Annotated in this window: 13 protein-coding genes; 10 read left to right on the top strand and 3 right to left on the bottom strand. The window is 63.9% G+C overall.

From position 1 onward, the window contains the following. Positions 1-21: 21 nt before the first annotated feature. Entirely contained in the window at positions 22-819 is a 798-nt protein-coding gene (locus tag K359_RS0107120) for a DUF899 domain-containing protein (protein ID WP_156928390.1), read from the bottom strand. Between the two features lie 215 nt (positions 820-1,034). Here K359_RS0107120 and K359_RS0107115 point away from each other — a divergent pair, with 215 nt between their 5' ends. The 5 genes from K359_RS0107115 (at position 1,035) to K359_RS0107090 (ending at position 4,464) form a co-directional block, all read left to right on the top strand. Continuing rightward, positions 1,035-1,541 carry a MarR family winged helix-turn-helix transcriptional regulator gene (locus K359_RS0107115; protein ID WP_051346032.1) on the top strand — a complete coding sequence of 169 codons (507 nt, stop codon included), beginning with the start codon at positions 1,035-1,037 and terminating at the stop codon, positions 1,539-1,541. Then, a complete protein-coding gene (locus K359_RS0107110) occupies positions 1,538-2,398 on the top strand; it encodes a DMT family transporter (protein ID WP_029078719.1) in 861 nt (286 codons plus the stop codon). Before K359_RS0107115 ends, K359_RS0107110 begins: the two co-directional genes overlap by 4 nt. A gap of 80 nt (positions 2,399-2,478) precedes the next feature. Beyond that, positions 2,479-2,946 (top strand): carboxymuconolactone decarboxylase family protein, encoded by a 468-nt coding sequence (locus K359_RS0107100; protein ID WP_029078718.1) that lies wholly within the window; start codon positions 2,479-2,481, stop codon positions 2,944-2,946. Positions 2,947-3,024: 78 nt separating this feature from the next. Then, positions 3,025-3,897 (top strand): bifunctional helix-turn-helix transcriptional regulator/GNAT family N-acetyltransferase, encoded by an 873-nt coding sequence (locus K359_RS0107095; protein ID WP_029078717.1) that lies wholly within the window; start codon positions 3,025-3,027, stop codon positions 3,895-3,897. A gap of 69 nt (positions 3,898-3,966) precedes the next feature. Next, on the top strand, positions 3,967-4,464 hold the full coding sequence (locus K359_RS0107090) for a peptide deformylase (RefSeq protein WP_029078716.1): 498 nt from the start codon (positions 3,967-3,969) through the stop codon (positions 4,462-4,464). 127 nt (positions 4,465-4,591) lie between these two features. Here K359_RS0107090 and K359_RS0107085 read toward each other — a convergent pair whose 3' ends face one another. Together K359_RS0107085 and K359_RS51345 are read right to left on the bottom strand one after the other, a co-directional pair. Next, entirely contained in the window at positions 4,592-5,068 is a 477-nt protein-coding gene (locus K359_RS0107085; protein WP_029078715.1) for a VOC family protein, read from the bottom strand. Between the two features lie 1,021 nt (positions 5,069-6,089). Continuing rightward, positions 6,090-7,034, bottom strand: coding sequence for a LysR family transcriptional regulator (locus K359_RS51345; protein WP_063618913.1), 945 nt, complete (start codon positions 7,032-7,034; stop codon positions 6,090-6,092). A 116-nt stretch (positions 7,035-7,150) separates the two neighbouring features. Here K359_RS51345 and K359_RS0107075 point away from each other — a divergent pair, with 116 nt between their 5' ends. The 5 genes from K359_RS0107075 (at position 7,151) to K359_RS64285 (ending at position 12,310) form a co-directional block, all read left to right on the top strand. Beyond that, positions 7,151-7,894, top strand: coding sequence for an SDR family NAD(P)-dependent oxidoreductase (locus K359_RS0107075; RefSeq protein ID WP_029078714.1), 744 nt, complete (start codon positions 7,151-7,153; stop codon positions 7,892-7,894). A 54-nt stretch (positions 7,895-7,948) separates the two neighbouring features. Next, a complete protein-coding gene (locus K359_RS0107070) occupies positions 7,949-8,344 on the top strand; it encodes a DUF427 domain-containing protein (protein WP_029078713.1) in 396 nt (131 codons plus the stop codon). A 49-nt stretch (positions 8,345-8,393) separates the two neighbouring features. After that, positions 8,394-8,831: a heme-binding protein gene (locus K359_RS0107065; RefSeq protein WP_029078712.1), complete on the top strand. Its 438-nt coding sequence runs from the start codon at positions 8,394-8,396 to the stop codon at positions 8,829-8,831. Between the two features lie 14 nt (positions 8,832-8,845). Next, positions 8,846-9,802, top strand: a complete 957-nt coding sequence (locus K359_RS51340; protein WP_198031118.1) for an alpha/beta fold hydrolase — start codon at positions 8,846-8,848, stop codon at positions 9,800-9,802. Between the two features lie 267 nt (positions 9,803-10,069). Then, on the top strand, positions 10,070-12,310 hold the full coding sequence (locus K359_RS64285) for a calcium-binding protein (protein ID WP_029078711.1): 2,241 nt from the start codon (positions 10,070-10,072) through the stop codon (positions 12,308-12,310). The last annotated feature ends 103 nt before the right edge of the window (positions 12,311-12,413 follow it).

Genomic DNA, 12,413 nt, shown 5'->3' with positions numbered 1-12,413 from the left:
GCCCTCCCTGCTCCCACCCCATCAAGTGGCCTTGCGCTCCTGCTCCGCGATCTCACGGAATGCGGCCTCACCGGCATCGGTCACCGCAGCCCACTTCGCGTTCGGGGTGGCTTCGGCATCGTAATTGTCGTGCCAGTTCCACCATTTGTAGGTCGGGCCCTGCGGATAGCCCTTCGGCGAATCTTCCCAGAGCTCCTGGCGGCCGAACGGCGTGATGTCGAGATAGCTCCAGACCGTCCCCATCGATTCGTCACCGCGGCTGTTGACGAGATAGGTGCGGAAGATCCGCGCGCCGTCGCGAATGAAGACGTTGTGGCCGTGCCACTCGGCGACGCCGAAGTCGGAATCGAAACTGTCGGTGATCGTGTACCAGGGCATCTCCCACTCCATCCGCTCCTTCAGCCGCGCGATATCGGCCTGCGGCGCGCGCGAGGCGTAGGCGAGCGTGGTGTCGCGCTGGTTCAGATGGGAGAGATGGCTGACCTGATCGGCGCCGAGCGAGCAGCCGCGGCAGCCGTGGTCGGGCCAGCCAAACACGCCGGGCTCGAAGAAGGCGCGGTAGACGATCAGCTGCCGGCGGCCCTCGAACAAATCGAGCAGGCTGACCTTGCCGTTCGGTCCTTCGAACACATACGGCTTATCGACCGCCATCCAGGGCATCCGCCGCCGCTCTGCAGCGAGCGCATCACGCGCCCGCACCTGCGCCTTCTCCTTCACCAGCATCTGCAGGCGCGCCGCCTCCCACGCCTCCTGCGACACCACCGGCGGGGTCTGCATCGCCGCCAGTCCGCCGCGATCGTTTTCCGCTGATTTGCTCATGATGATCTCCATCTCCGATTTGGACGAACTCGGGGGCCTCGGCGCAGTTCCACGTCCGCGGCCGTTCGTCATTGGCCATGCCGCAATCTGGCGCAGCGGCAGCGACGGGTGGGAGTGACAAGTGTGTCGGGATTTTCCCGCATGCGCCTCGATGCCCGACTTCATCCTTGCGATATGCTTGCACTTTGCAATTACTTGTGCGAGCTTCCTGCCCCATGAAACAGACCGCCCCTGCGTCCGATGATGGCCTCAAGCTCAGCGCCTGGCTGCCCTACCGCCTGTTCCTGGTCGCGGCGCAGGTCGCCCGCCCGCTCGAGAGTTTCTACAGCGAGACATTTGGACTGAGCCAGGCAGGCTGGCGCATCCTCGCCGTCATCGCCGAACGAAATGCCGCCAATGCCTCCGAGATCGGCCGCGCCTGCGCGCTCGACCCGTTCGCGGTCAGCCGCGGCATCGGCCAGCTGGTCGAGCTCGGCTTCGCGGTGCGACGCTCCGGGAAGACTGATCGGCGCTTCGCCGCGGTCAGCATCACCCGCAGCGGCCGAACCGCCTTCAACCGGATCGCCGCGCTGGGCAGCGCGATCGAGGCGCGACTGCTTGCGCGCCTCTCGGAGAGCGAGCGAACGATGCTCGATTCTGCCCTCACCAGGCTTGAGGGAGAGAGCGCACGGATCGACGCCGGCGGCTGGCACGCGCTGCTCGATGACACCGCTGCGCCATGACCGCCGCACTGTTCGCGCTGACCGCACTGCTGTGGGGCGGCGGCGCGCTGGCAACCGCGATGCAGGCCGGCGTGACGCCCGCGCCGTGGTCGGTCGCACTGCGCATGGTGCTCGCAGGCCTCGTCCTGCTCGGCTACGGCCGGCTGCGCGGCGTGCCGCTGGCGATCCCACGAAAAGATCGCCTGGCCGTCGCGTTGCAGGGCCTGCTGTTCTTCGCCATCGCCTTCATCGCCTTCTATGAAGCGACCGCGCGGATGCCGAGCGGACTTGCGGCGCTGGTGCTGTCGACATCCTCGCTGTTCGCGGCCGTGATCGCGCGCGCCGCGCTCGGCGTCCCGATCTCCTCCGGCTTCGTGTGGGGCGCGCTGTGCGGCATCCTTGGCCTCGCCATCATCTTCCTGCCCGGCGCCGCCGCGAATGGCACCGCGCCGCTGGCAGGTTTCGCCTGGGCGCTCACTGCGGCGGTCGCGACCGGCGCCGGAACGACGGTCGGTGCGCGCAACCAGCGCGCCGGACTGCCCGTCGTCTCCGTGCTGGCCTGGGGCGCATTCGTCGGCGCGGCCGCGAGCGCGCTTTGGGCCGCAGCGACCGGCACGCCGTTTGCGGCCGACATTTCCCTTTCTTATCTCACAAGCTTCCTCTATCTCGCGATCGCCGCGTCCTGCATCACCTTCATGCTGTATTTCGAGCTGGTGCGCCGCCTCGGCCCTGGCCGCGCCGCCTACACGCTCGCGCTGGTGCCGCTGGTCGCGCTGGTGCTGTCCGCGCTGTTCGAGCACCTTGCACTCGGCTGGCCGGTGCTCGCCGGCGCCGGCGCGATCCTGGCCGGCAATGTGCTGGTGCTGGCGCGGAACTAGATCCCAGAAAAATCTCGCCATCATGTCACTTTGGCCGTTCCTCGTTCGTCTTGATGTCGGACAACACCGAGGAACCCAGCATGACTGTCAGACTTGATCCCCTCGCCGCCGCCCCCAGGATCATGAAGATCTGGTTCGACGCCTCCGTCGCGATCGCGGCCAGCCTCGGGCCGCGGCTCGCCGAGCTCATCAAGATCCGCGCCTCCCAGATCAATGGCTGCGCCAACTGCATCAATTTGCACACGACGTTCGCCCGCGACGAGGGCGAGACCGAGCAGCGCATCTATCTGCTGTCGGCCTGGCGCGACGCGCCCTGCTACACCGACCGCGAGCGCGCCGCGCTCGGCTGGACCGAGGCGCTGACGCGGCTCTGCGAGCAACGCACCCATGTCGCCGCCTACGAGACGCTGAAGGCGCATTTCACGGCGGAGGAGCAGGTCAAGGTGACCTTGCTGATCAACATCATCAACGGCTGGAACCGGATCGCGGTCGGCTTCGGCGGCTTCGTCGATCCGCAGACCGTCAAGGTCAGGATGGCCGTCGCGTGACCGCGGACATGGCATGAAGGGACGCAGCGGATCGGCGGGCGATTGACGCGGAAATAATATCTGACTAAAGTCAGATATATGCTCGACCCTGTTTCCCGCGTCCGCCGCTTCAACCGTGCCGTGACCTCCGCCGTCGGCGCGCTCGACACCTCGTTCCTCGGGCGCGGCCGGCCGCTCGGGGCAGCGCGCGTGCTCAACGCGATCGGGCATGGACGCACCGACGTGGGCGAGATCAGGGATTATCTCGGCCTCGATTCCGGCCTGATGAGCCGTCTGTTGCGCAGCCTCGAGGACGAGGGGCTGATCGAGACCACGGCCCATGGCGACGACGCGCGCCGCCGCATCGCCAGGCTGACGCCGGCGGGCAAGCGCGAGTTCAACGCCTATGAGGCGATCTCCAACCGCCAGGCAAAGGACTTCCTCGCCCACCACACGCAACGCGATGCGCTGCTGGCGGCGATGGACATGATCGCCTCGGCGCTCGGGCGCGACGGCACCGCTCTGCGAGAGATGGATCCGCGCGGCGAGGAAGCACGCTACTGCCTCGGCGAATATTACGCCGAGCTGGCGCGACGCTTCAAACAGGGCTTTGACGTCAAGCTGTCGCGCGATCCCGATGCCAAGGACATGGTGCGTCCGCGCGGCAGCTTCATCGTGGCGATGTCGGACGGCCTGCCGCTCGGCTGCGTCGGGCTGAAGGGCAGCAGCGGCGAATTCGCGGAGATCAAGCGGCTCTGGGTCGCGCCGGCCGCGCGCGGGCTCGGCCTCGGCCGCCGCCTGATGGACGCGTCTGAGCGCGCCGCGCGGGAGCTCGGCATTGCGGTGCTGCGGCTCGACACCAACAGCGCGCTGGCGGAAGCCGGCCAGCTCTATCGCCGGAGCGGCTGGACCGAGATCCCGCGCTTCAACGACGACCCCTACCCCGATCTGTTCTTCGAAAAACGTCTCTGAGCGGCGCGGCGAGTTGAGCCCTTGCACGCGCGTATTGTCCGGCGCCGCGCGCTGGCCTAAGACGCTGGCATGACCATCCGCCCCATCGTCCGCTATCCCGATCCGCGGCTTGCGCTCCCGGCCGAGCCGGTGAGCCTGTTCGACGACGCGCTGCGCGAGCTGGCGGCCGACCTGCTCGAGACCATGCATGCGGCGCCGGGTATCGGCATCACCGCGCCGCATATTGGCGTGGCGCTGCGGGTCGTGGTGCTCGAGCTCGACACAGCCGAGGGGCCGCGGACCTATGTCAATCCGGAGATCATCTGGGCGTCGGGCGAGATGATCCTGCACAAGGAAGGCAGCGTCTCGATGCCCGGCGTCAATGACGAGGTCGAGCGGCACGCGCGCCTCCGGATCCGCTATCAGGACACCGATGGCAACATGCACACCGAGGAATCGGACGGCCTGCGTGCGGTGTGCCATCAGCACGAGATCGATCAGCTCGACGGCGTGTTCTGGATCAGGCGGCTGTCCCGCCTGAAGCGGGAGCGCCTGATCAAGCGATACGAGAAGCTGTCGCGCGGTTAGGCCGGAATCGTAGCGCGGGTTAGCCAACGGGTCCGCGCGAAGTGCGGCCCGATGACAGGCTCCGCGTAACCCGCCATATGGACCAAAACCCAACAGCATGGTGTATTACGCCTTCGCCTAATCCACCCTACGCATTCACCGCCGCACGCTCGATCGCGGCGATGTCGATCTTCGTCATCGTCATCATCGCCTCCATCGCGCACTTCCCGGCGGCGCGGTCAGCCCCGTTGACGAGCGCGAGCAGCCGCTTCGGCGTGATCTGCCAGGCAAAGCCCCAGCGATCCCGGCACCAGCCGCACGGCAATTCCTTGCCGCCACCTGTGGTGATCGCATTCCAGTAGCGATCGGTCTCGTCCTGGCTGTCGGTCAGCACCATGAAGCTCACCGCCTCGTTCGGCGTGTAGTTGGAGCCGCCGTTCAGCCCGACGAAGCGGCGGCCAAGCACCGTAAACTCCACGGTCAGCTCGTCGCCCTGCCCGATACCCGGTATCGGCGATGGGTGGCCCGCATCGACATGGCTGTCGGGGAATGTCGCGGCGTAAAACTCCGCCGCTTCGCGCGCCCGGCCCTGATCGAACCAAAGGCATGTGACGAGATCGGTCATTTGCAGTCTCCTTGTATGGGCGAAGGACGATTGGCGAAGACGCCAGCCGACACCGCAGCGCCAAGCTGATGAAAATAATTTGCAGGATGGCGTTTGTCGCAGCGCCGCCTCTGCTTGCACCACTGTCATCCTGGCCTGGTGCGCAATTGCGCACGGGAGCCAGAACCCATAACCACCGAATTTGATGATGAACGAGATCATGGCCCCAGCGTCGCATAACAATTGGCATTTGGGGTAATGGGTCCTGGCTTCCGCCAGGACGACGATGAGGATGGTTCTCGATTCAAGTTGTCGCACCACGCGGTGTCATCACCTGCGCATTCGGGTGATCCAGTATTCCAGAGACGCCTGTGCTTGAGCCGAGAGGCCGCGGCGTACTGGATCGCCCGGTCGAGCCGGGCGATGACAGATTTGGATGGGGGCGTACTTTCGCATCCTCGCGACATGAATTGCCCGAGCTTTGCTCTTCGTTCCGCCCTCTCTTGCAGAGGGCGCAGGGAAGACCGGGTGCCGATCGCACCCATGGGCCCCGTGCAAAGGTGGAAAGCACGGGGGTAGGACCACAGGTGTAACCGGGACATCCCGGCCTTCCCTGCGCGATGGTTGTGCGGCTTACTTCGTGCTCTCCCCGGCGAGACTGGGCTTGCTTGTCACCGCCCTCGCAAGACGCGTTCGCATTCCGCGAGAAGACACCTGCCGCTAGGGCGTCAGGACCACACGACTTCGCCGTCCGCTTCGCGTGCTCTCGTCAGTCACACGCTCCGCGTCCACCGCATCCCACACCGCGCTCGTGACGATCGCGAAACGCCCCTCGATCGGGTGGGACACGCCAATTGAACATCTGAGTTGGGTGAAACGCCAAGCGGAATATTTTCTTATCGCGGGATTGACAGGTTTTGCTGAGTTGCCCGTCGGGGTGATTTGTCGGAGGCGGAGGAGCGAGATTTGATTTGCGTCACCCGACGCAAATCAATCGCGTAACGGAGCGCGTTGCGCGGACGAGCCTCAGATCTCGCGACGCTCATCCGGGTAACGTTTGTTGCCCCGCAACTTGTCGAGCTGCCCTTGCTTCGCCTTCGACGGCGGGGATGAGGTTCGCGGCGAGAAAGTCGACAAACACGCGGAGCTTGGGAGCGAGGTGCCGGTTCGACGGCCATAGGACCCGCAGCGGCCCCGAGCGGTCAGTGTAGTCGTCGAGCACCGTGACGAGGAGGCCCTCACGAAGTTGCCTGCTGATGGCGAAGTCCGGCAGGTAGGCGATGCCCAAGCCTTGTTCGGCCATGAAGATGATTGGCTCGAGCGTACTTGCCACGGCCGTTCTGGGCAGGTCCCTCTCGACGCCGGCATGCTCGGGCCGCAGCGGCCAGCGCTCGAACTTTCCGCTGGTCGGAAACTTGTGGTGCAGACAGGCATGAGCCTTGAGGTCGTCCGGGGTCAGGGGAACACCCCTCGCCACCAGGTAGGCCGGGGCCGCCACGAGTCGTCGGCGATATAGGCCCAACGCCCGGGACATCAGACGCGAGTCGCCGGAATCGGCGAAGCGCACCACGGCGTCGAAGCCCTCCTCGATCACATCGACCACTCGATCGCTGAAATCGAGATCCAGCAGGATCTCTGGATAGGCCCGCATGAACGCGACGAGAGTGGGCATCAGCAGAATGCCGGCCAACGGCAGGCCGACACGCAGTGTGCCGCGCGGCGCGTCCTTCGTCTGCGACAGTTCGAACTCGGCCGCTTCGATCTCAGAAAAGATGCGCCGGCAGCGTTCGAGAAACAGGGCCCCCTCCACGGTCAGCGTGATGCTGCGCGTGCTGCGATGAAAGAGACGCACACCGAGTCGTTCCTCCATCCGCGCCACCGCCTTGCCGATCGCCGACGACGACACGCCGAGTTGCCGTCCCGCAACCGTGAAGCTTCGGGCTTCCGCGGCCTGAACGAAGGCATGTAGCGATCCCAGACTGTCCATCCCCGCAGCTCCATTGCGGACAACCAAGTCCGATATGTTTGGAACTACAGCCCATTTTTCAAGCCTGCGGGGGAGCTCATCTTCGGTCCAACTCAACGCAATGAAGGATTGGATCCATGAGCAACCCCGTCGTCTTGATCACAGGTGGACTTACCGGCATCGGGCGCGCCGCAGCCATAGCTTTCGCCAGGAAGGGCGCGAAAGTCGTCGTTGCCGGCCGGCGCGACGAGGCCGGCAAGGCGTTGGCGAGCGAGCTGCGTGACCTCGGTGCGGAGGCCGAGTTCATCAACGCCGATGTCCGCAAGGAAGATGACATCCGCTCCCTCGTCGACAAGACCGTCGCGCGGTTTGGCCGGCTGGATGTTGCGGTCAACAACGCCGGCACCGAAGGCCGACCCGGCCCGATCACGGACCAGACCGCCGAGAGCTATGCCGCGACGTTCGACACCAATGTTCTCGGCGTGATCCTAAGCATGAAGCACGAAGCGCGCGTCATGCAGAGACAGCGCAGCGGCACTATCATCAACATCTCCTCGACTTATGGGCACGAGGGCGCGGCGGGGGCCTCGATCTATGTCGGCAGCAAGCACGCCGTCGAAGGCATCACAAAGTCGGTGGCGCTCGAGCTCGCGAAATCCGGAATCCGCGTGAACGCGGTTGCGCCCGGCCCGACGGACACCGGCATGCTGACCCGCTTCACCGGCACGCCGGACAACAAGGCGGCTCTGGTGACGACCGTTCCGATGGCTCGCCTTGGCCTCTCGGAGGAGCTTGCCAACGCGATCGTCTTCATCGCGTCGGACGAAGCGTCATACATCACCGGTCATGTCCTCAATGTCGATGGTGGCAAGAGCCACTAACTCCGGTCTGGGCGCGAAGGTTCGCGTCGCGCTGAACCATCCAAAGGATAAATCATGCAACAGATCAAAGATGCACCCACCAAGTCGATCAAGGTTCCGGGGCCGGATCATCCAATCGCGATCGAGCGCAATCCCCATCAGGTTGTGATCTCGGTGGCGGGCCGCGTCATTGCCCACACGCGGGACGCGTTGACGCTCCGTGAGGCCGCCTATCTGGTCGTCCACTATATTCCGCGCAAGGACGTCGACATGGCGCTCCTTCAGCGAACAGATCACTCCACCTACTGTCCCTATAAAGGCGACTGCGCCTATTTCAGCATTCCGCCCGGCGGCGAGCGTTCGACCAACGCCGTCTGGACGTATGAGGCGCCCTACCCGGCGGTGGTGTCCATCAAGGACCACCTGGCCTTTTACCCCGATCGCGTCGACGCGATCGAAGAACGCCCCTGAGATCGGGCAGTTCGCAGGGCGGGTTAGCGAAATTGGTGGGAGGAGTCCGATGGCCGACGTGGTGAGGAAGTACAGCATTTCTTCTGAGCTGGCACAGAAGATGATCGATCAAGCGGTGACGAAAGCCAGACAAATGGGCGTCTCCGAGAACATCGCGATTCTCGATGACGGCGGCAATCTCAAGGCCTTTAGCCGAATGGATGGGGCCCCGATCCTCTCCATCGAGATTGCGCACAACAAGGCGTACACGGCTCTGTTCGGCGTCTCCACGCAGGATTTTTTCAACTTCATCCAGCGCGACCCGTCGCTTCTGGCTGGAATCCCCACGCTTGCACGCGTGGCGGCGTACGGAGGAGGGTTTCCCATCAAGGTGGGCGAAGAAATCGTTGGGGCAATTGGGGTGAGCGGGGCTCCAACTGTGCAGCATGACGTCGATTGCGCGAAAGCCGCCCTTGCGCTCGTGCCCGATGCGATACTGACTGAATAATCGAGGCTCGGATCATGGTGATCCACACCCGTCCAGAAATGATTCATCCGCGCCAAGACATGACTCACACCCACCAGACCGCGCCAACACAATTCGTCGAGGCCAACGGCATCCGTTTCGCCTATCGCCGTTTTGGCAAGACAGGCAGCGTGCCGCTGGTCTTCAACCAGCATTTCCGCGGGACCATGGATTACTGGGATCCAGCCGTCACCGACGGCCTGGCCAAGAACCGCGAGGTCATTCTTTTCAATAACGCGGGTGTTTCCAGCAGTTCCGGGCAGGTCCCGACGAGCTTTCAGGAGATGGGGGCAAACGCCATCGCCTTCATCAAGGCTCTCGGACTTGCCAAGGTCGACGTGCTCGGTTTTTCCATCGGCGGCATGGTCGCTCAGGAAATCGCCGTGCAGGCTCCCGATCTCGTACGCCGGCTCATTCTTGTCGGCACCGGGCCGCGCGGCGCCGATATGTCAACGAGTAAATCCGCTGAGATCTTTGGCGGCACCTACGATCCGCCCGAGCACCTCTGGCTTGCGGTTCACTTCTCGCCGTCCGCTTCGAGCCGGGCCGCTGGCCTTGCCTTTCTGAAACGCAAGCTCCTCCGTCGGGATCGCGACCCCGAGGTGAGCGAAGAAGCCGCGGCGGCGCAGCGCGAAGCGATCGGCAAATATATCGCGCCGGCCGAGAGCGTCTTCGACCATCTGAGAGATATCCGTCAGCCAACGCTGATCGTGCAAGGTAGCAACGATGTCATCGTGCCCACGGTGAACTCTTATGTCCTGCAGCAGAATCTAGCGAACGCGCAACTGATCCTCTACCCGGATGCAAATCACGGATCGCTCTACCAGTACCCGGAACTCTTCGTATCACACGCCGACCAGTTCCTCAGATCGGGATTGCAGGGCGACGATACGAATCTGCGGCCATCCGAACGGCTGCCGTTCCCCTCCATCGTCTCGACCAAAGGAATTTAGCTGGCTCACAGCGAAACGCTGCACTCGGCAACGCCCGGCCGCCGCGCCTGTCACGTCGTACACCACGCGGTTGATGCCTTTCCCCCGAAGAAACCCATGAGCCGCCCGCCATACATGACGCCGAGCACCGCCACCCGAGCGTCATTCACCACGTCCTTTGGATATCCAATGTTGCCACTGGACTTAATCGCGACAATTTGACACACTGAATTATATTGCTGAAGAATCTCGGCTTTTTCGAACTTTGACATACTGCGGGGGCATATTATGGCGACCTGGACAGCCTTTTCCGGGACTGCGAACGCGTCCTGGGCATTCGACGGCCTCGGCAGCATCGACTCGGTGCACTCCACCTCGACCCGGCTGATTTTCAACAACGGCGACGGCACGCTTACCTATCTGAACGGCACCGGCCTGACCGTTTCGAACGACCCGACATGGACGACGCTGACGTCAGTCGATCATGTTGCGGCGGACGGCACCACGGTGCTCGAAAGCATCACCAACATCACGCTCGGATACCAGGCCGGGCATTTCTTCACCGGCATCCTCGCAGGTAACGACAGCATCGTCGGCTCGTCCGGGGCCGATCATATCTGGGGCCACACCGGCGACGACACCATCACCGGCGGCGGCGGCGCCGATGCGCTGAACGGCGGCGGCGGCAACGACGTTTTCATCCTCGACGCGGGTGACTTCGCGGCGGGCGAGTCGATCACCGATAACGGGGCCGGCATCATCGATCTCGAGAATGCCGGCAGCGTCGACTTCAGCACCGGAACGTTTTCCGGAATCAGCACCGTCAAGTTCGGCAGCGGCGTCTCGAGCGCCACCTTCGACTCCGGGCAACCGGTGCACGCCGGCACCCTTGAGATCAATACCTTCATCGGCAGTGCGCAGGCCGATACCGTCACTTTTAAGAATGCCTACAGCGATTTCTCCCACCTGACCTTCACGTCGTGGACCGCGGGCGTCGATACGATCAACTTCATCACCAACAACGGCAATTTTGGTTCGCTGGTCGGAACCAATCAGAACGATACCATGACTCTGAACGGTGGCGGCAACGTTCAGGGCGGCACCGGCGACGACACCTTCATCTATAACGCCACCAGCGCCGGCGGAGACCTCGACGGCGGGGCCGGCAACGACACGATCGAACTCGAATCCGCCAACATCACCTATGGCGATGGCCGCCTCACCAATGTCGAACGCCTGGTGTTCCTGAGCGGCAACTCCACCATCACCTTTCTTGGCAACACGCTGGTCACGGCCGTTCCGACCATCATCGGTAGCGCCGGCACCGACAAGATCGTCATCAACAGCAGCCAGACCAACCTTTCCGGCGTGTCCTTCAGCTCATGGACCGCGGGTGTCGACAGCATCACGATCAACGTCAGTTATTACGGCGTCACCTCAACGGCGATCGGATCGAGCCAGGCCGATCTGATCAACGGCAGCGTTGGTGCGGACCAGATCAGCGCCGGCGGCGGCAACGACACCATCGCGGGCAACACCGGCAACGGTATCGGGCACCTATGTCGTGACGCTGCAACCGGAGCAGCTACACGATCAGCAACTCGGGCGGCCAGATCCGTCGAGCATCTGCAATTCGCCGACATGACGCTGAACGCCAGCGACGTGCCGATCAACAGCACCGGGACCGCCGGCAATGATTTGATCTATGGCGGCGGCGGCAACGATACGCTCAGCGGCCTTGCCGGCAACGACGTCCTCGTCGGCCTCGGCGGCGACGATGTCGGCTATGGCGGCGACGGCAACGATTATTTCTATGCGGGCGCCGGCAATGACGTGCTGTTCGGCGGCAATGGCCTCGACGTGCTGCTCGGCGAAGCCGGCAACGACAGCATCTATGGCGGCTCCGGCTTCAACTATCTGTTTGGCGGCGACGGCAATGACATCCTGGTCGGATCGGGCGGGACGGCAAGCTCGGACGTCAACGTGATGTTCGGCGGCAACGGCGGCGATGACCTCTACGGCGGCCTGGGGACGAACTACTTCTACGGCGGTGCCGGCGTCGACACCATGTTCGGCGGTTCGGGCGAGAACATCTTCATCTCGTCAGGCGAGACCGACGGCAACTATATCTACGGCGGCTCGGGTCAGAACTACGTCTATGGCTCCAATGGCGGTGACACCGTCTCCGGCGGCAGCGGCGTCGACGTGTTCCTGATGGGGAGCGGCGCAGACGTCATCAGCGGCGGCGGCGGGGTCGACTATGCCTGGGGTGGCGGCGGCTCGGACACATTTATGATCAACGACACGACGTCGGAAGTCATGGTGATCCAGGACTTCAACGCGGGCGGCGTCAACGACGTCGTGAACTTCGCCGGCACATCGCTGCATTCGTTTGCCGATTTGCAGGCGGCGGAGTTCTACTCGCCCGGCATCAACACCACCATCATCACAGATGCCGCCGGCAATGCCGCCTGGCTGATCGGCGTGGCGCCGGGGCAGCTGGACGCGAGCATGTTCAGGCTCACGTAGCTCGCGGCGGCGGGTGACCGGGTCCATGCAAGCTCGTAGGGCGGGTTAGCGAAAGCGTAACCCGCCATCGCGAGCACGACTGCAGGAAGTGGTGGATTACGCG

This window comes from Bradyrhizobium sp. th-b2, assembly GCF_000426785.1.
GTDB classification, from domain to species: domain Bacteria; phylum Pseudomonadota; class Alphaproteobacteria; order Rhizobiales; family Xanthobacteraceae; genus Bradyrhizobium; species Bradyrhizobium septentrionale.
This window is presented reverse-complemented; position numbering and strand designations above follow the sequence as displayed.

Excerpts from the sequence above, each read along its gene's own strand:
- K359_RS0107120 (WP_156928390.1), bottom strand. The coding sequence starts at position 819 with ATGAGCAAATCAGCGGAAAACGATCGCGGCGGACTGGCGGCGATGCAG.
- K359_RS0107115 (WP_051346032.1), top strand. The coding sequence starts at position 1,035 with ATGAAACAGACCGCCCCTGCGTCCGATGATGGCCTCAAGCTCAGCGCC.
- K359_RS0107110 (WP_029078719.1), top strand. The coding sequence starts at position 1,538 with ATGACCGCCGCACTGTTCGCGCTGACCGCACTGCTGTGGGGCGGCGGC.
- K359_RS0107100 (WP_029078718.1), top strand. The coding sequence starts at position 2,479 with ATGACTGTCAGACTTGATCCCCTCGCCGCCGCCCCCAGGATCATGAAG.
- K359_RS0107095 (WP_029078717.1), top strand. The coding sequence starts at position 3,025 with ATGCTCGACCCTGTTTCCCGCGTCCGCCGCTTCAACCGTGCCGTGACC.
- K359_RS0107090 (WP_029078716.1), top strand. The coding sequence starts at position 3,967 with ATGACCATCCGCCCCATCGTCCGCTATCCCGATCCGCGGCTTGCGCTC.
- K359_RS0107085 (WP_029078715.1), bottom strand. The coding sequence starts at position 5,068 with ATGACCGATCTCGTCACATGCCTTTGGTTCGATCAGGGCCGGGCGCGC.
- K359_RS51345 (WP_063618913.1), bottom strand. The coding sequence starts at position 7,034 with ATGGACAGTCTGGGATCGCTACATGCCTTCGTTCAGGCCGCGGAAGCC.
- K359_RS0107075 (WP_029078714.1), top strand. The coding sequence starts at position 7,151 with ATGAGCAACCCCGTCGTCTTGATCACAGGTGGACTTACCGGCATCGGG.
- K359_RS0107070 (WP_029078713.1), top strand. The coding sequence starts at position 7,949 with ATGCAACAGATCAAAGATGCACCCACCAAGTCGATCAAGGTTCCGGGG.
- K359_RS0107065 (WP_029078712.1), top strand. The coding sequence starts at position 8,394 with ATGGCCGACGTGGTGAGGAAGTACAGCATTTCTTCTGAGCTGGCACAG.
- K359_RS51340 (WP_198031118.1), top strand. The coding sequence starts at position 8,846 with ATGGTGATCCACACCCGTCCAGAAATGATTCATCCGCGCCAAGACATG.
- K359_RS64285 (WP_029078711.1), top strand. The coding sequence starts at position 10,070 with ATGGCGACCTGGACAGCCTTTTCCGGGACTGCGAACGCGTCCTGGGCA.